Source organism: Paraburkholderia sp. D15, from assembly GCF_029910215.1.
Lineage (GTDB): Bacteria > Pseudomonadota > Gammaproteobacteria > Burkholderiales > Burkholderiaceae > Paraburkholderia.
On record NZ_CP110396.1, the window covers coordinates 1,959,696 to 1,979,040 of the forward strand.

Here is a 19,345-nt window from a genome sequence, read left to right on the forward strand (position 1 = left end):
GTGTTGCGTCGCCTTTTCCGGCGGCGTTATCTTTGTCCGATTCCACGCTTCACGCTATACGCTTTACGACACGCGCGCCGAAGATGCCATTCATCGAACCTGTTCCCTTGCCGCACGGCGGCCCGTCCGATATCACGCTGTGGCGTATCGACTTCCCGTTCGACGCATCGCTCGACGACTCGCCCGCGTTCGCCTGCCTCAGCGACGATGAACGCGTGCGCGCCGGCAGATTTCTTCGTCATGAGGATGCGGTTCGTTTTGGCGGTACGCGTGCCGCGTTGCGTGAGTTGCTGGCTCGGCATCTCGAGGTGACCGCGCAGGCGGTGCGCTTCGCAAAAGATGCCAACGGTCGCCCGCAACTCGCGCAATCCGCTGCGTTCGATTTCAACGTCTCGCACACCGGCGCGCACGGCTTGATCGCGATATCGCCGTTACGGCGCGTGGGCGTGGATATCGAGCAGCATCGCGTGGGATTCGACTGGCGGTCGATCGCGCCGCTGACGCTCGATCCCGCCGAGGTGACGTGGCTGGAGCGTCGCGATGCCGTGGAGCAAAGCAGTGCGTTCTACGATGCATGGGTCGCCAAGGAAGCGCTCGTCAAGACGACGGGCGCGGGCATTGCGCGTGGTCTGCAGCATCTGGCGGTGCTGCCTCGCGAAGATGCGCAGGTGGTGTTGCGCAACGGCATACCGGACGACATGCGCGATATCGCCGCGCAGTGGATTGCGGCGCCGCAGGGGTATTCGGCGTGCGTGGCGTGGTCGATGACACCCTTCTCGCACAGACGCTAACGCACGGTTATTTGCCGATCGCGTCAGCCGGGCCGGTCGCGCCAATCGTCTCAACCGCGCCCGCCTTCCCACCCGTCCCCAGCGCCAACGATTTCGGCCACCCGAACGTATGCAGTTGCATGACCGGCTGCGCAAGCGCGACGGCCGCACGGATCTTGCCGCCCATCGGCAGATCGAGCACATGCCAGTGACCGTGTTCGGCGAGGTCGAACGCCACGCAGGTCGTGTCGCCTAAAAGCCGGTCCACGTCGATATCCACCGGCGCGTAACGCAGCGCATTGCAGAGGCTGCCGTAACGCGCGCGGCGGCGCGCGCCGTCCGGTGTTTCGTCGAGCAGCGCGCCGGGTGCGGGCGCAACGACGCTCAACCCCAGCGTCGCCGATGCCACGCCGACCACGATCCATATACCGCCATAAGCGATGTCGATGGTGATGCCGCGCCCATCGTGCGGATGACGGGCGCGCAATTTTTCATTGCCGTCGTCCTGCAGATCGACGTCGCGCGGCTTGCAGTCGAACAGATTCGCGACGATCCAGCGCACCACCACGCGCGCGCTGATGAAGCGCTTGCGCAACGCCGCGTTCGGATGCAGCCGCGCGCGCTCGCGTTCGCTTTTCGACAGCCAGCTATCGCCTTCCTGCACCGGCACCGGTAGCCATTCGCAACGGAATCGCCACAGATGCAGCTCGCCCGAGCGCGGCGCGCGCACGCCGCGCGGGTAGTGACGTGTCAACGAGTGCGACGTGAAGGCGGGTGGCGCGACGCTGACCAGCGCATGCGCCGCGCGAACGGGCGCCTTCTGATCACGATCACCGTTATCGCGCGTGCGCGAGGATGCGGATGAGGTTGAAGTCAACGAAGGCCGGGGGGCGGCCGCCGGGTCCAATTCCAATGACATGGGCTGCGTCCTCAATGCATATACGTGACGCGGCGCGCCTGCACGTCGAGTTCCATGCCCGCTTCGAGCAGATCGATCGCAAACCAGCGGATCAGTTTCAGCACGCCGCTCACGGCCGGCGCGGGCAGCCATTCGCTCAACATGCGCAGCGCGGCGCCGCTGTGGGTCTTCTGCAGCAGCGCGATGGTTTGCAGGATCACGGCTTCGTCCTTGCCGAGATCGCTGGCGCAGCGGCAGCGCATGTCGAGCGGACGGTAGGACACGTGCATCAACGAGCGCATCAGCAGATCGAAATGTTCGATGCCGTCCTGGCGCACGCCCACGCCGCTCAGAATGTCGCGCCATTGCACGCCGCCGCGCGCCGATTCGCAGGCGGGCCGCAGCCACGTGCGCACGGCGCTGAGGACGGTGCGCTCCGGCGCATCGGTGGTGTCGAGCGGATGATCGTCGATCAGCTCGGGACGGCTGCTGTGGTGAGAGCGGAAGTTCATCGTGGCTCCTGTATGGACACGGTCCATGAGTCGCGCCGGCCGGATGGATTGCGTGCCGCGTCGCAGGCCAGCGCATGACGCTTGCGACGCAAGGGCGATGACGCGTTGGATGTCGACGCGTGCATCAGGGGGCCGTCGATCAATTGCGCGGCGGTTGCGGGGGCAACCATTCGCGCACGTGCGCACTACGCGCGGGACGGACCGGCGGTTGAGCCGGCGTCTTCGCGGTGCCGACGAACAGAAAGCCGAGCAGCCGTTCGTTCGCGGCGAAACCCAGCGCGTCGCGCATGCGTGGTTCGTAGCTGTCGGGCCCGGTGGCCCAGAAACCGCCGTAGCCCAGCGCGTGGATCGCGTTGAGCAGATTCATCGTGGCGGCGCCGGCGGCGAGCAGTTGCTCGATCTCCGGCGCTTTCGGATGCGCGGACACGGCCGCGCCGAGCGCGATCACGAGCGGCGCGGCAAATGCCTTTTGCCGCCGATGCGCATGCGCCGAACGCGGCTCGCCAGGCGTTCGCGCGCAGGCGAGATCGACCAGCAGATCGCCGAGCGCGCCGCGTGCTTCGCCGCGAATCGTGACGAAACGCCATGGACGCAGATTGCCGTGATCGGGCGCGCGCAACGCGGCGTCGAAGATCAGGTCGAGTTCGGCGTCGGCGGGACCGGGCTCGGTGAGCGGCCATTGCGAGTGGCGTGACAGCAGCACGTCGAGCGCCGCCGACGCAGGCGACCCGGGCGAGGCGGCCGAAGTGGTCGCCCCTTTTGTGGCAGGCGGCGTGTCGATGTCGAGGCGGCTGATGTCGAGCGTGTTCATGGTGTTGGATTCGACTGAAGGTAGGCCTGAATGATGGCCTATTTATCTCGTAAATGCAAATCATTCGCATTTACATGGAGTGTCATTTTTCGTGGTTTTGCCGTGCAGGCTGTTCTGATAGGCCCGTGTCTGGCGACGCGAAGCGCCGCGTCGCATAAAAGGATGCGCACGGCCGGCTACCATAAGGCAACTAACGGTCAACCCCGCCCGGCGCCCCCGGCTATGATGGCGAAGCGCCGCAATCGACGTCCGCACCCTGGATGGCTTGCAGCCTTCCTGCCCACTTCCGCCTCGCCCATGACGACAAAATCACTCGACGCCGCGGGGCCGTCCACGGCCACCGATGCGGCGCACCGTTCCCGACGCTCCTGCTCGCTGCCGCGCTTTCGCTCGGCAGCGCGATCGCGCTAGGCCTCGCGCGCTTCGCCTACGCGCTGCTGTTGCCGTCGATGAAACTCGACCTCGGCTGGAGCTTCGCGCAAGCCGGCGCGATGAACACGGCCAACGCGCTCGGGTACCTGCTCGGCGCGCTGGCTTTCCCGCGCCTCGCGCGCCGCTGGCAGGCGGGTACGTTGTTCAACGCAGGCTGCGTCGCCACCGCGCTGTTGATGGCGGTGAGCGGCGTGCTTGCCGACACGCATGCGTTGCTCGCGCTGCGCGTGATAACCGGCGTGACGAGCGCCGCGATCTTCATCAGCGGCGGCGTGCTGGCGGCGCGCCTTGCCTCGGCGAGACCGCGCGATGCGGGCCTCGTGCTCGGCCTTTACTACGGCGGTACGGGCTGGGGCATCGTGGCGTCGTCGGTGCTGGTGCCGCTGACCATCGTCAACGCGATGCATGGCTGGCAGTTCGCTTGGTTCGCGCTGGCCGCCGCCTGCGCGGCGTTTGCCGCGGTGGCGATCGGCGCGGCCCGCAAGATCGAGCGCGTGCATCCGGCGGTGCACGCGGCCGCGCAAGCGTCCGGCCACGCCGACGTACCGCGCTGGCCGCGTTTCAGCCTGGCGCTCGCGGGCTACGGTTTGTTCGGCGTCGGGTACATCGGGTATATGACCTTCATCGTCGCGCTGCTGCGCAATGCGGGGATGAGCGCGTCCGTCGTCACCGGCTTTTATCTGCTGCTCGGCGTGGCGACGGTGGTGTCGGCGCGGGTCTGGTCGGGGTTGCTCGACCGGATGCGCGGCGGTCAGGCGTTGGCCGTGCTCAACGCGCTGCTCGCGGTCGCGACCTTGCTGCCTGCGTTGTTCACGCAGCCTTGGGTGGCGTTCGTGTCGGGCGTGCTGTTCGGCGCGACGTTTCTGTCGGCGGTCGCGTCGACGACCGCATTCGTGCGCCACAATCTGCCCGCGAGTCACTGGGCCAGGGGCATCAGCGCGTTCACGATCGTGTTCGCGTTCGGGCAGATCGTGGGACCGATGGTGATCGGCTGGGTGTCGGACGGTGCGGGTCTCGCGCGTGGGCTGGTGTACTCGGCGCTGCTGCTCGCGGCGGGCGCGGTGCTCGCCGCGTGTCAGAAGGCGCTGACGAAAGCGTGAAGAGGCTTGACGTCAAGCTTCTGTCTCACTCAAGCGCAGGCGCCAATTCAAGTAAAAAGCTCAAGCACTGACCTGTTCCCCGATCCGCACATGCTCGACGATCTGCCCATCCTCGAGCTTGATACGCCGGTCGGCGAGATGGAAGTAACGGTCATCGTGGCTGATGGCCAGCACCGTCTTGCCGCGCGCGCGCAGATCGGGCAATAGCACCTGATAGAACACATCCTTGAACGCCGGGTCCTGGTCCGCGGCCCATTCGTCGAAGATATAGAACGGCCGGTCTTCCAGATACGCCACCACGAGCGCGAGCCGTTTGCGCTGACCTTGCGACAGATCGCGCGTCGAGAACGCGCCGTCGTTCACGCGCACCTTGTGATCCAGATGCAGACGCTTGAGCAGTTCGTTGCCCAGGCGGTCGAGCCCTTCGCGCGGCAGACCGACGAGCGAATCGAACAGATGGAAGTCCGAGAAGATCGCGCTGAAGTGCTGGCGATACGCATCGCGCGACGAGTCGTCGACGAGATGACCGTCGATGCGGAGCTCGCCTTTCTCGGCGATATAGAGTCCGGTGAGCAGCTTCGCGAGGGTCGTCTTGCCGCTACCGTTGCCGCCGACCAGAAACACGATCTCGCCCGGCGTGAACGACAGATCGATCGGGCCCAACTGGAAGATCTCGTCGGCGCGCTCGTGATAGTAGCTGTGCTGCAAGCCCTTCACGTCGATACGCGCAAACGCGGGCGCGACGTTGTTGCCGGGCGCGGGCGTCTCGGCATTGCGCATCTGCTGCACGGCGGTTTCGATCCGCTCCAGCGCGACGCGCGCGAGCTGCACCTGCGGCAGGTTGTTCAACAGGCTGTCGAGCGGCACCATCAGATACAGAAACACCACCACGAAGCCGGAACTCGTATGCGCGTCGAGCCCCGCATAGCGCGTGAAAAAGAACGTCGTCACGCCGATGATCACGTACAGCAGGAACAACCCGAAGTTGCTCGCGCCCGTATAGATCAGCATGCCGCGCACGCGCGTGGCGCGCACCGATTCGAGTGCGGGACTCAGCACGTTGTCGAGAAACTCGTCGCCGCGCTTGCGGTTGAGCTTCAGCTCCTTCGCCCCTGCGATCAGCGAGCCGAAATACCCGAGCGACGCGTCCTGCAACGCCCCCGCCTTGCGCAGATAAACCATCGCGCGACCATGCGCGAGGTGGAACGCGAGCGAGCCGAGTCCGAGCGCGGCCGCGACGAACAGCAGCGTGCGCCACGACAGCATGCCGAGATACACGAGACTGCCCGCCACGATCGCGCCGTTCATCACGATGATCGGCAGGCTCGCGAACAGGGTCGCGACGAGCGCGGCGTCGTCGCTGGCGAGCGACTGCAGGCGCGACGCGCCGATCGTTTCGATCTGCCGGTACGGCGCGCTGCGGATGTGCGTCGACAGATGGCGGCGCAGGCTCGCGAGTGTCGTCTGCGTCAGATTGACGAACACCGATACCGCGACGAGCCGCAGCACCAGCGCCGCGCTGCACACGGCGAGAAAGCGCCAGCCGAGGCCGGGCAGTTCGGCGGCCTGTACGTTGAGCGCCGTGTTCAACAGCGCGACGAGCGCGACGCCCGCGAGGCCGCTCAGAATGCTGGCGCCGGTGGCAAGCGCGAGCCGGCCGCGTACCTGGCCGATCAGCATGGCCATCGTACGCGGGGGGGTAGGTGCGTTGGATCTCATCGAATTCCTGTCTGCTGAGGGTGGGACGCCATGCCGGCCTGGTTCGCCCGTGACCCGTCCAGAGGAGCCTGGACGGGATCGCGCGCAAGCCAGATGCGGCGTGTTGCTCATTAGACGAACGAGCGCGAAAAAAAAATAGGCCCGCGCGGACTGTACATTTTTGTCCGCCGTTCGTCATGAGGGTGTCGCTGCTCTCTTGCCGGCTTTGCGCCGGACTGACATGGCCATCCAAACCGCATACACCGCATCCACGCATTCCCTGCCGGGAACCACGATTCCCGGCGCCGTCGCCGCAACTGCCGGGTCGGCGCATCCGCATGCCCGGCCGCGTCCGGTCCACGAACTGATCCGCGAACGCGCGCGGCAGCGTCCCGGCGCCCTTGCCATCGTCGACGGCGAACGGCGGCTCAGCTTCGCCGAACTCGACGCCGCTTCCGACGCGCTCGCCGCGCGGCTGGCCGCGCACGGCGCGGGGCCGGAAGTACCGGTCGGCGTCAGCGTCAAGCGCTCGGCCGAACTGTTCGTCGCGCTGCTTGCCGTGATGAAGTCCGGCGCGGCCTTCGTGCCGCTCGATTTCGCGTATCCGCGCGAGCGCCTCGACTATATCGCCGCCGATGCGGGCATCGCGCTGTGGCTGGTCGGGCCGGGCATCACGGCGTCGGAGGGTTTCGATCCGGCACGCGTGCTGGCGTTCGATACGCTCGATCTTCTTGCGTTGAAGTCCACATCGACATCTATATCCACGCCCGCGTCGACGCCCGTGCCTTTCGTCACCGATATTCACGAGCGGCAACTGGCCTATCTGATCTATACATCGGGCTCGACCGGCGCGCCGAAGGGCGTAGCTGTCGAACACGGCCCGCTGTCGATGCACTGCCAGGCGATCGTCGAGCGTTACGGCGTCGTCGATAACGACATCGTGCTGCACTTCGCGTCGGTCAATTTCGACGGCGCGCACGAAGGCTGGCTCGCGCCGCTGATCGCGGGCGCGGCGATCGTCGTGAGCGGCGACAGGTTGTGGGACGCGGCGCAGACCGTCGACGCGGTGCAGCGCGAGGCGATCACGGTGGTTGCGTTTCCGCCGGCTTATCTGCGCCAGGTCGCGGAATGGTGTGCGGCGCGCGCGATCCGGCTGCCGGGCGTGCGTTCCTATACGACGGCCGGCGAGGCGATGTCGCGCGAGACGCATTCGGTGATCGAAGCGGCGCTCGCGCCGCCGCGTCTGGTGAACGGCTACGGTCCGACCGAAACGGTGATCACGCCGCTGCTGTGGACCAGCGACGACGCCGATGGTCTCGGCGACAGCGCGTATCTGCCGATCGGCACGCCGGTCGGCGAGCGGCACGTCGCGCTCGATCCGCAGGACGATGGCGAGCAGCGGGCAGCCGGCAATCAGACCGCCCCCACGAGCCGGCCAGCGCAAGGCGGCAGTGGCGCGAACAGTGCGAACGACCTGCAACCCCCGCACGAAACCGCAACGGCACCGGCCAATCCGGCCCACCGCGAAGCCCATCGCGGCGAACTGCTGATCGGCGGGTACGGCCTCGCGCGCGGCTATCACCGCCGCGCCGCGCTAACAGCCGAGCGTTTCGAACCGGACCCGGACGGCGCCCCAGGCTCGCGCCGCTACCGCAGCGGCGACGTCGTCGAGGCGCTGCTCGGCGGCGGCTACGCGTACCTCGGCCGCACCGATGATCAGATCAAACTGCGCGGCCTGCGCATCGAGCCGGGCGAGATCGAGCGTTGTCTGCTGGGATGCGACGGCGTGCGCGAAGCCGCCGTGGTGGTGCGCGAAACCGCGGCCGGCCGTCAACTGGTCGGTTATCTGGCCTCGGGCATCCAAGCCGGCGCAAATACCGGCGCCAGCCCGGCCGCGGCGTCCGTCGACAACGCGTTGCCGAACATCGAAGCCGCCCGCGCGCGCCTCGAAGCGCATTTGCCCGCGCACATGATCCCGGCGAGCCTCGTTGCGTTGCGCGCGTTGCCGCGCCTGCCGAACGGCAAGCTCGACCGCGCCGCATTGCCCGCGCCGGAACTTCCACGCGCGCCGTATCGCGCGCCCGCCGGCGAGGTCGAGCAGACGCTCGCCCGTCTCTGGTCGACCCTTCTGAACGTCGCGCCGATCGGCGCCGACGACCATTTCTTCGAACTCGGCGGCAATTCGCTGCTGGCCGCCAGTTTGCAGGCGCTCGTGCGCGAACGCCTGCAAGCCGGCTTCGCGATCGAAACGCTGTTCGAGGCGCCGCGGCTTGCCGAGCTGGCGCGCCGCATCGACGGTGAACGCGATGTCGCGAACGACGAGCAGGCGCGTGCGCTGGCCGAGATCGATGCCTTGTTGAGCGAAGAGGAGCGCAACTGATGGAGCAGTTCGATAAACACGCGCTGGCACGCCGCATCGCCGCGCTGGCGCCGGATGCGCGCGGCCGTTTGCTCGGCGCGCTGGCGGAGAAGGGCATCGACTTCGCGATGCTGCCGATCGTGCCCGCGAAAACGCTGCACGCGGAGCGACCGCTGTCGTTCCAGCAGCAACGGATGTGGTTCGTGTCACGCCTGGGCGGCGCCGAATCGGCGTTCCATATTTCAGGCCTGCTGCGCATGGACGGCGCGCTCGACCGCGCCGCGCTGCAACGCAGTCTTGATCTGCTGATCGCGCGTCATGACACGCTGCGTAGCCGCTATGCCGAAGACACGGCCGGTGTGCCATGGCAGACCGTCGTGCCGCAGGTCGCCGCGCCGCTCGCATTCAGCGATCTGCGTGAATTGCCGCACGCGCAACGCGAAGCGCACGCCCAGGCGCTCGCGCGCGAGGACGCCAACCGTCCGTTCGATCTGGCCGTGCCGCCGTTGCTGCGCGCGCGCCTGATCGTGCTCGACGACGATTGCCACTGGCTTGCCTTGACCATGCATCACATCGTCTCGGACGGTTGGTCCGGCGAGGTGATGCTGCGCGAGCTGTGCACGGCGTACGCGGCGCTGACCGGCAACCATGCGATGGGAGCGTCGGCGGAAACGTCGGCGCTAACAGCAACGCAAACGGCAACGCAGTCGCTGCCGCCCCTGCCGATCACCTACGCCGACTACACGCTGTGGCAACGCGACCTCGCGGGCACGGGCGTGTTCGAACGCCAACTCGGCTACTGGCGCACACAGCTCGGCGCAAACGACGCTAGCAGCGCAAACGGCGCAAACGACGCAAACCGCGCAGGCCCCGCCCGTCTGCCGCTCACGACCGATCGTCCGCGCGGCGCGGTGCAGAGCTTCGTCGGCGCGCGGTTGCGCTTCACCTTGCCTGCCGCGCTATCGGCGCAGCTGCGCGCGCTGGCGCTCGCGCACGACACCACGCTGTTCAACGTGCTGCTGACGGTGCTGCACGCGGTGCTCGCGCGGCTGAGCGGCGAGACCGACATTCGCGTCGGCGTGCCGAGCGCGAACCGCGCGCGGGCCGAACTCGCGCCGCTGGTCGGCTTCTTCGTCAACACGCTGGTGATTCGCTCGACACCTTTGCCGGACCGGCCGTTCGATGCGCTGCTCGCCGCCACGCATCAGGCGATGCTCGACGCGCACGCGAATCAGGACGTGCCGTTCGAACAGATCGTCGAAGCGTTGCAGCCGGATCGCAGCCTGTCCGCGAACCCGCTGTTCCAGGTGAAGTTCACCCAGCAGTTGCCGCTCGTCGCGCATACGTTGCCGGGCGGTTTGACGATGACGCCGCTCGCGCTCGACGACGACGCGACCCGCTTCGATGTCGGCCTCGACGTGACGGATCTGCCGGACGGCATCGAAGGCGTGGTGAGTTATGCAAGCGACCTCTTCGACCGCGCGACGATCCAGCGTCTCGCGGATGCATTCGCGGGCATCGCAGCGCAGATCGCTGCCGCGCCGCGCACGCCGGTCGGCAAGCTGACGTTGCCGGGCGCGCGCGACGGCGCGACCGGCGCGTCGCGCGCATGGGCGCATGGCGATGTGCTGTCGGTGTGGCGGGCGCAGGTCGCCGCGCAACCCGACGCACCCGCCTTGAATACGGACGCGGGCGGTGAAGTGTCGCGCGCCGGACTCGATGCGGCCACCGATCGCATCGCGCAACGTCTGATCGCGCTCGGCGCGAGCGCCGACAGGCGCGTGGCGTTGTGCGCGCCACGCTCGGCGGCCTTCGCGATGGGACTGCTCGGGATCATGAAAAGCGGCGCCGCGTACGTGCCGCTCGACCCGGCCGCGCCGCCCGCGCGTCTGGCGGAGATGCTGGCCGATAGCGGGGCGCTGTGCGCGCTGGGTTTCGGCGCGGGCGTCGATGCCTTGCGTGCGGCGGGTTGTGAGCCGTTGGTGCTGACCGGGATCGCGACGAAGCCGCTGCTCGACGCGCGCGCGGCCGGCGAAGGTGCGTCGGGCAACGGTGTTGCGGGTCGTGACGCATCGGAGAACATCGCGACGGATCGCACCGCGCAGCGCGACGCCGCTTCGAGCGAAGCCGCGTTCACCGCGCCGTCCATTCACCCGCATCAAGCCGCGTATCTGATCTATACGTCGGGTTCCACCGGCAAACCCAAGGGCGTCGTGGTCAGCCATGGCGCGCTCGCCGACTACACCCAGGGCGTGATCGAACGCTTCGGCTGGGATTCGACGTTGCGCATGGCGATGGTCTCGACGGTCGCCGCCGACCTCGGCCACACCGTGCTGTTCGGCGCACTGTGCAGCGGTTCCGCGCTGTACCTGCCCGACGCCGATTGTGCGTTCGATCCGGGCCGTTTCGCCGATTACATCGCGCGTCATCGCATCGACGTGCTGAAGATCGTGCCGAGTCATCTCGGCGCGCTGCTGCAGGCGGAATGCGCGGCCGACGCGTTGCCCGCGCAGGCGCTCGTGCTCGGCGGCGAACCGCTGCCGGCGTCGCTGGTCGAGCGGGTGCGCTCGCTCAAACCCGCGTGCCGGATTTTCAATCACTACGGGCCGACCGAAACGACGGTCGGCGTGCTGGCCACGCAGGTCGGCGAAGGCGGCCTCGGCGCCGAGGTGCCGATTGGCCGGCCGTTGCCGAACGCCTATGCGCAGATTCTCGATGCGCGTCTCGAACCGGTGCCGGCCGGCGTCGAAGGCGAGTTGTATCTGGGCGGTCCGGGCGTCGCGCGCGGCTATCTCGGCCGGCCCGATCTGACGGCCGAGCGTTTCGTGCCGGACCCGCGCGGCACCGGCGAGCGTCTGTATCGCAGCGGCGACCGCGCGCGCTGGACCGCCGACGGTTCGGTGGTGTTCATCGGCCGCGCGGACGATCAGGTCAAGATTCGCGGCTATCGTGTCGAGCCGCGCGAGATCGCACACGTGCTGCGCGAGCATCCGGATGTCGCGCAGGCCGAAGTGATCGCCGCGACGCGCGACGACGGCGCGTATCAGTTGCTCGCCTACGTGGTCGGCGAGACGACGCGGCAGGCGGAGCCCGCCGCGCTGCGCGCGCATCTCGCCGCGCAACTGCCCGACTACATGGTCCCGGCGCAGGTGATCGTGATCGAACGCATGCCGCTGACGCCGAACGGCAAGCTCGACCGGCGCGCGTTGCCGGCGCCGCAAGCGGTCGCGCAAGCCGCGCCGGGCGACGAGGCGCCGCAGGGCGACACCGAGCGCACGCTGGCCGAAATCTGGCAGCAGGTGTTGCGCTTGCCGTCGGTCGGCCGTCATGCGAATTTCTTCGACCTCGGCGGCGATTCGATCCTCAGTCTGCAGATCATCGGACGCGCACGGCGTGCGGGGCTCAAGCTCACGCCGCGTCAGGTGTTCGAGCAGCAGACGATCGCGGCGCTGGCGCAGGTAGCGGTGCCGTTCGTGGCTTCGGCTTCGGCCGCGGCCGGCAATGCGAAGCCGAAGACGAAGGCCGCGGTGACGGCGGTCGCATTGACGCCCGCGCAGTCGCGCTTCTTCGCGCTCGATCTGCCGAATCCCGCGCACTGGAATCAGTCGGTGCTGTTGCATTGCCCGACGCCGCTCGACCCGGCCGCGCTGGATGCCGCGTTCGCGGCGCTGATCGCGCGTCACGATGCGCTGCGCTCGCGCTTCGTGCGGGACGCGCGGGGGCAATGGCAGACGCAATCTCTTCCTCATGCGCAAGTCGTCGCGTCCTGCATCGCCCACGGCGCCGCCGTCGATGCCGACGATTTGACGCGTCAATGCGAAGCCGCGCAACGCAGCCTCGATCCGGCCAATGGCGTGCTGCTGCGAGCGTTGCACGTGAACGTGCGGCACGCCGCTGCCGACCACGACGGCGACTGCAACGAGCGCCTGTTCATCGCGATCCACCACCTTGCCGTCGATGGCGTGTCCTGGCGCATCCTGATCGACGAATTGGAGCAAAGCTATCGCGCGGCGCTGTCGGGCCGCCCTGCCGACTTGCCGGAACCCGGCATCGGCGCGCAGGCGTGGGCCGCCGACTGGCAACGCCGGCTGGCGAGCGGCGCGCTGGCTGCTTCGGCCGATGCCTGGCTGGCGGCAGGCGAGGGCGTCGCGCCCTGGCCGCTCGATTCGCTGGGCGCGGCACGGCAGGCGGCCGGTCATCGGAACAATCGCGAAGACCACGCTGAACACACCGGTGCGCCGCGCATCGCCGCGGTACGCGTCGCACTCGACGCCCCTGCAACGCAAGCCTTGCTCGCGTTGCCCGGCATCGACCGTCGTCTGCATATCGACGATCTGTTGCTGACCGCGTTCGCCCAGGCGCTGGCGCGCGTCGCCGGCACGCAGGACGCCGCTGTCTGGACCGAAGTGGAAGGCCACGGCCGCGACGAACTCCCGGCCTGGCGCGATGCGCCCGACGCGACGCGCAGCGTCGGCTGGTTCACCAGCCTCTACCCGCTCGCGCTGAACGCCGACACGAATCTCGCCACCGCACTCAACCGCAATCGCCAGCGCCGTCATACGTTGCCCGACGACGGCGTGAGCTTCGGCCTGCTGCGCGAACTCGGCGACCCGGCGACGCAAGCGCGGCTGCGCACGTTGCCGTTGCCGACGCTGCGTTTCAACTACCTCGGACGCGTCGACGCGGGCGTCGACACCTCGGGCCTGTTCGCGCTGAGCGACGAGCCGCGCGGCAGCGAGCGCGATCCGCTGGCGCCGCCGCCCGCCGCGCTGGCGCTCGACGCGCGCGTGCAGGGCGGCCGCCTTCACGCCGACTGGACCTTCGATACCGCGCGTTGCGCGCAACCTCAGGTCGAGACGGTCGCCGCCGCGTTCCTGGCGGCGCTGCACGAGCTGATCGCGCTTTGCACGCAAGACGGCTTCGCGACGCTTGCTCCGGTCGATTTCCCGGCCGCGCCGGTCGATGTCGCACAGGTCGCGGGCCTGCCGGCATCGCCCGCGCGGATTGAAGATCTGTATCCGTTGTCGCCGATGCAGCGCGGCATGCTGTTCGAAGTGCAATACGCGTCGGACGAGGCGCGCTATCTGAACCAGTTCGCGCTGACGCTCGATGCGCTCGACGTCGCGCGCTTCGAGGCGGCGTGGCACGCGACGTTGCAGCGGCATCCGGTGCTGCGCACCGCAATCGCGTCCGCATCGGGCGTCGTGGATGCCGACGGCGCCGAGATCCCGCTGCAGTGGGTGGACCGCGTCGCGCGGATGCCGATCGAGCGGCACGATCTCAGCGCATCGGCGGACCCTGCCGCCGATCTCGCGCGTTTTGCGAAGGTGCATCGCGAAACGCCGTTCGACCTCGCCCGCGCGCCGTTGATGCGCACCACGCTCGTGCGCTTGCCGGATCAGCGGCACCGCTTCCTGTGGACGCGTCATCACCTGCTGCTCGACGGCTGGAGCAGCGCGCGCGTGCTGGCCGAAGTGGTCGCGCGCTATCGCGATCCCGACGCGGCCATGTGGTCCGCGCCGATGCCGCGCTATCGCGACTACATCGGCTGGCTGACGGCGCACCGCGCGTCGTTCGACGAGGCCGGCCGCGACTTCTGGCGCGCGCGGGTGAATGCGCCGTCCGAGCCGACCTTGCTGGCGGCGGCACTGCCGGCGCCGGCTAAGGCGGACGTCAAGCAAACCGCCAACGCAACTGATAAGGCAGCCGATATCACGCACCACGACTTCGTCGACATCGGCTGGACTCAGGCGCAGACCGATGCGCTCGCCGCGTCCGCGCGCGCTCAACGGATCACGCTCAACACGCTGCTGCAAGGCGCATGGCTCGTGCTGCTGCAACGCTACACGGGGCAGACCACGGTGGCGTTCGGCGCGACCGTGGCCGGCCGCCCCGATTCGCTGCCGGGCGCGCAGGAAATGGTCGGCCTCTTCATCAACACGCTGCCGATCGTGCGCGAGGTCGAACCCGCCGCGCAGCGCGATGTCTGGCTGCGCGCGCTGCAGGACGAAAATCTCGCGCTGCGCGAACACGAACACATGCCGCTCGCGGAGATTCAGCGCTTGCGCAGCGGTGGCGGCGCGCTGTTCGATACCTTGCTGGTGTTCGAAAACTATCCGCTCGATACCTCGATGCACGAGCACGCCGGCGACCCGCGCGCGTTGCGTTACAGCGAAGTGGCCACCGTCGAAACGACCGGCTACGCGATGAGCGCCGTCGCTACCGTCGAACCCGAACTGAGCGTGCGGCTCGGTTTCGATACGACCCGCTTCGAGCGCGCGGCGGTCGAGCGCCTGGCCGTGCATCTGCGTGAAGTGACCGCGCAGCTCGCCGATCCGTCGATCGTCGCGCTCGGCGAGATCACCTTGCTCGACGCGGCGCAGCGCGCGGTGTTCGAGCGCGACAGCGTCGGGCCACGGCTGACGGTGCCGGACGAGCCGGTTCATCGGTTGATCTCGCGCCGCGCGCAATCGGCGCCTGCTGCGATCGCCGTCTCGTGCGCCGGCGTGGAGCTCGATTACGCCGCGCTGGAACAGCGTAGCGACAGGCTCGCGCGGCGGCTGCGGGCGTTGGGCATCGGCAGCGAGGATCGTGTCGCGATTGCGATGCAGCGTTCGGCCGACATGCCGGTCGCGATCCTGGCGGTGTGGAAGGCGGGCGCGGCTTATGTGCCGCTCGATCCCGAGTATCCGCTCGATCGCATTGCCTACGTGCTGGAAGACGCCGGCGTGCGCGCCGCGATTGCCGACGACGTGGGGCGCGCGCGTCTGCCGGCGTCGCCGGCAGTCGTGATCGTGTCGCCCGAGGAAGGCGATGAAGCGGCCGATGGGCAAGCGCAACACTTGACCGGCCTCGCACTCGATCATCCGCCGGTCGCGTTGTGCCAGGCCGCTTACGCGATCTACACGTCGGGCTCGACCGGACGTCCGAAGGGCGTCGTCATCACGCACGAAACGCTCGCCAACTTCATGCAGGCGATGCAACGGATGCCGGGGCTCGCCGCCACCGACAGGCTGCTGGCCGTGGCGTCGTTGTCGTTCGACATCGCCGTGCTGGATCTCGTGCTGCCGCTGGTGGTCGGCGCCCGCGTGCATCTCGCGCGGCACGACGAAGCGCGCGACCCGGCCTGGCTGATGCGCGCGCTCGCCGATGCCACGCTGATGCAGGCCACGCCCGCCACCTGGCGAATGCTGGTCGAAGCCGGCTGGCGGCCGTCGCCCGGCATGCGCATGTTCAGCGGCGGCGAGGCGCTGCCCGCCGATCTCGCGACCGCGCTGGCGTTGCCGGGCGCGGAGCTGTGGAACCTGTACGGACCGACCGAGACGACCATCTACGCGAGCGGCACCCGCATCGATACCGTCGATCCGGTCAATCAGTCGATTGGCCGGCCGATCGCCAACACCACGCTGTACGTGCTCGATGCCGCGTTGCAGCCCGCGCCGGTCGGCGTGGCCGGGGAGTTGTACATCGGCGGGGCGGGGCTCGCGCGTGGCTATCACCAGCGCGGGGCGTTGAGCGCCGAGCGTTTCGTGCCCGACCCGTTCGCATCCGCGACGACGCCGGGTGCGCGCATGTATCGCAGCGGCGATCTGGTGCGCTGGCGCCCGGACGGCGGCGTCGAGTATCTGAGCCGGATCGATCACCAAGTGAAGGTGCGCGGTTTCCGGATCGAACTCGGCGAGATCGAAGCCGTGCTCGCGGCCGAACCGGGCGTGCGCCGGGCGGTCGTGATCGCCCGCGAAGGGGCGGGCGGGCCGCGTCTGCTGGGTTACGTGTGTGCGAACACCGGCGCGTCGCTCGACGTGATGTCGCTGCGGGCGGCGCTGGCGAGCCGCTTGCCGGCCTACATGCAGCCGTCGCACATCGCGATTCTCGACGAGATGCCGCTCACGCCGAACGGCAAGCTCGATCGCCGCGCGCTCCCCGACCCCGCCGACGACGCGAACCGCGCCGACGCCGCCAGCGAACCGCGCACGGCCTTCGAAGACGACATCGCGGAGATCTGGCAAGCGTTGCTCGGCGTGACGGCGATAGCCCCGAGCGACGACTTCTTCGCGCTCGGCGGCCACTCGCTGCTGGCGACACGGCTGGTCGCGCGGATCTCGGCGAGCTACGGCGTTCAATTGCCGCTGCGCACCGTGTTCGAGGCGCCCACGTTGCGCGCCTTCAGCGCGAACGTGGAGCGCTTGCGTGGTGCATCGACAACGGCTGCGTCGCTCGACCGGCTCGACGCGTTGCTCGACGAGTTGAGTCTCGATTGACCCGCCTTTGAAGGGCTATCGACCGTCAACGCGAGCTAACGCACGCAACGCAAACGATTAGCACACCCGACGCACGGACCCCGATCGGCACCACAGTTTGGGTCCGTGCGTCATTTTGTTATTGATAATGAGAGTGATTGTTATTTAGAATCCGCATTCGCTTTGAATAAAGATGGGCAAAACGGGCATGACGGGCGATAGGTCCGGGGCATCGGATCGAATGCGCCTCGGGACATGGGTTGCTAGACCACACGGGAAAAAAATGACAGCAGGGTTTCAGAAGAAGACACTCGCCATCCTGGTCGGGATGATGATGGGCGCGATGCCCGCATGGGCCGCCGATGCGGCCGCCACGACGGCATCGCCCGACGACGGCGCCGCCAGGGATGCGACGACGCCGGCCGGCAACACGCTGCCGGGCATCAAGGTGCAAGCGACCCGCGAGAACGCCTACGGCCCGGTGAACGGCTTCGTGGCCTACCAGGGCAACGGCGCGACCAAGACCGGCACGCCGATTCATGAAACCCCGCAATCGATTTCCGTGATCGGCCGCGACCAGCTCGACGACCGCAACGTCACGAACCTGAACGACGCGCTGCACTACACGGCAGGCGTCGCCACGTACTACAGCAACGACACGCGTAACGACGCGTTCGAAATTCGCGGCTTCAGCTCCGACTTCTTCTATCTCGACGGCTCGCGTCTGCCGGCCATTCCGTTCCGCGCGCTCGACCAGTTCCGGGTCGATCCGTACACGCTCGAACGCATCGAAGTGATCAAGGGACCGGCCTCGGTGCTGTACGGTCTGGGCGAACCGGGCGGCATGGTCAACATGGTGTCGAAGATGCCGACGGAAAACGCGCGCGGCCAGGTCGATCTGCTGGCGGGCAGCTACAACCACTACGGCATCGGCATCGATACGTCCGGTCCGGTGGATGCGGACAAACGCGTGCTGTACCGCTTCATCGCGCAGGAAACCTATAGCCAGAACCAGGTCGACTCGGTGCACGGCAACCGCACGCTGATCGCGCCGTCGCTCACGCTGCGTCCGACCAACGATACGTCGCTCACGTTGATGGCCACGTATCTGCACGACAACACGATGGACTCGAACAACTTCCTGCCGTACTACGGCACGGTTGCACCGACCATCTTCGGACAGCACATTTCGACCAGCCTGCCGACCAGCAACCCCGGCTACGAAAACTACGACAAGACGCAGTATTCGTTCTCGTATCTGTTCGAACATCATTTCGATCCGAACTGGACGTTCAAGCAGAACTTCCGCTATTCGCACGTCGACCTGAACAACCAGGCGTTGTTCGGTTACTCGCTGAGCGCGGACCAGCAGACCATCCAGCGCGCGGCGATGAACCTGAAGTCGAGCTTCAACGACATCGACGTGGACAATCAGTTGCTGGGCAAGGTGAAGACCGGGCCGGTGGAACACACCGTGGTGGCGGGTTTCAACTTCACCAACCAGAACTTCATGGACAACGAAGGTTATACGTACACGGGCTACGCCCTGAATCTGTATAACCCGACCGCGCTGAACCTGCCGGTGGTCACGCCGTCGTTCAACGATACGCAGATGCGCCAGGTGCAGCGCCAGTTCGGCCTGTACGTGCAGGACCAGATGAAGTTCAACAAGCTGATCCTGGTGCTGAGCGGCCGCGAGGACTGGGTCTCGTCGACCACGCTCGACAACTTCACCAGCTCCTACACCGCGCAGCACAGCAGCGCGTTCAGCGGCCGCGCCGGCCTGATGTATCTGTTCGATTCGGGCATCGCACCGTACGTCAGCTACTCGACCTCGTTCCAGCCGGTGATCGGCAACGACGCGTACGGCAGCCCGTTCACGCCGCTGCGCTCGAAGCAGGTCGAAGTCGGCGTGAAGTATCAGCCGACCTTCATGAACGCGACGTTCTCGGCCGCGCTGTTCGATCTGCGTCAGAACAACGCGTTGACCGCCGCACCGGACCCGGCGCTGACCGGCAGCGTGCAGACCGGCCAGATTCGCAGCCGCGGCCTCGAACTCGAAGCGACCGCCGAGCTGACCGACAACCTGAAGCTGCTGGCCGCATACACGTATCAGAACGTGGTCATCACGAAGGGCAGCGCGCTCGATCCGACGGTCGGCCTGAATCCGACGGCGACGCCGCGTAACTACGCGTCGTTGTGGCTCGACTACTCGCTGAAGGCCGGTCCGATGCGCGGCCTCGGTTTCGGCGCGGGCGTGCAGTACATGGGCCCGACGTATGCGACCGCGGATAACTCGCTCACCGTCGGCTCGTTCACCGTCGCGGATGCGGCCGTGCACTACGACATCCCGCACTGGCGCTTCGTGCTGTCGGCGAACAACCTGTTCGACCGCACGTACGTCGCGCGATGCGGCAACACGACCCGCTGTCAGTATGGCGAACGCCGCAACGTGCTCGCGACTGCCCGTTATTCGTGGTAAGCAACACGTCACACACTGCTCGCAAGCCGCCGCCAGGGAGCCG

9 protein-coding genes are annotated in these 19,345 nt (G+C 67.7%); 5 read left to right on the forward strand and 4 right to left on the reverse strand.

Annotated elements, in window-relative coordinates; genetic code table 11:
• Positions 1-83 precede the first annotated feature (83 nt).
• Positions 84-791: a 4'-phosphopantetheinyl transferase superfamily protein gene (locus LFL96_RS28640; protein WP_281001266.1), complete on the forward strand. Its 708-nt coding sequence runs from the start codon at positions 84-86 to the stop codon at positions 789-791.
• 7 nt (positions 792-798) lie between these two features.
• Here the strand turns inward: LFL96_RS28640 and LFL96_RS28645 are convergent, their stop codons facing one another.
• From LFL96_RS28645 to LFL96_RS28655, 3 genes are all read right to left on the reverse strand, one after another.
• Positions 799-1,689 carry a hypothetical protein gene (locus LFL96_RS28645; RefSeq protein ID WP_281001267.1) on the reverse strand — a complete coding sequence of 297 codons (891 nt, stop codon included), beginning with the start codon at positions 1,687-1,689 and terminating at the stop codon, positions 799-801.
• 11 nt (positions 1,690-1,700) lie between these two features.
• The gene (locus LFL96_RS28650) at positions 1,701-2,180 is read right to left on the reverse strand and encodes a hypothetical protein (RefSeq protein ID WP_281001268.1); all 480 of its coding nucleotides are present in this window, start codon (positions 2,178-2,180) and stop codon (positions 1,701-1,703) included.
• 139 nt (positions 2,181-2,319) lie between these two features.
• The gene (locus tag LFL96_RS28655; RefSeq protein WP_281001269.1) at positions 2,320-2,991 is read right to left on the reverse strand and encodes a nitroreductase; all 672 of its coding nucleotides are present in this window, start codon (positions 2,989-2,991) and stop codon (positions 2,320-2,322) included.
• Between the two features lie 260 nt (positions 2,992-3,251).
• Here LFL96_RS28655 and LFL96_RS28660 point away from each other — a divergent pair, with 260 nt between their 5' ends.
• Complete coding sequence (locus LFL96_RS28660) at positions 3,252-4,523, forward strand: YbfB/YjiJ family MFS transporter (protein WP_281001270.1); 1,272 nt, start codon at positions 3,252-3,254, stop codon at positions 4,521-4,523.
• 60 nt (positions 4,524-4,583) lie between these two features.
• Here LFL96_RS28660 and LFL96_RS28665 read toward each other — a convergent pair whose 3' ends face one another.
• The gene (locus LFL96_RS28665; protein ID WP_281001271.1) at positions 4,584-6,242 is read right to left on the reverse strand and encodes a cyclic peptide export ABC transporter; all 1,659 of its coding nucleotides are present in this window, start codon (positions 6,240-6,242) and stop codon (positions 4,584-4,586) included.
• Between the two features lie 220 nt (positions 6,243-6,462).
• On the opposite strand from LFL96_RS28665, the gene LFL96_RS28670 reads away from it, so the two are divergent.
• From LFL96_RS28670 to LFL96_RS28680, 3 genes are all read left to right on the forward strand, one after another.
• On the forward strand, positions 6,463-8,601 hold the full coding sequence (locus tag LFL96_RS28670) for an AMP-binding protein (protein ID WP_281001272.1): 2,139 nt from the start codon (positions 6,463-6,465) through the stop codon (positions 8,599-8,601).
• Positions 8,601-16,841 carry a non-ribosomal peptide synthetase gene (locus LFL96_RS28675; protein ID WP_281001273.1) on the forward strand — a complete coding sequence of 2,747 codons (8,241 nt, stop codon included), beginning with the start codon at positions 8,601-8,603 and terminating at the stop codon, positions 16,839-16,841. Before LFL96_RS28670 ends, LFL96_RS28675 begins: the two co-directional genes overlap by 1 nt.
• Before the next feature lie 262 nt (positions 16,842-17,103).
• A complete protein-coding gene (locus LFL96_RS28680) occupies positions 17,104-19,302 on the forward strand; it encodes a TonB-dependent siderophore receptor (RefSeq protein ID WP_281001274.1) in 2,199 nt (732 codons plus the stop codon).
• The last annotated feature ends 43 nt before the right edge of the window (positions 19,303-19,345 follow it).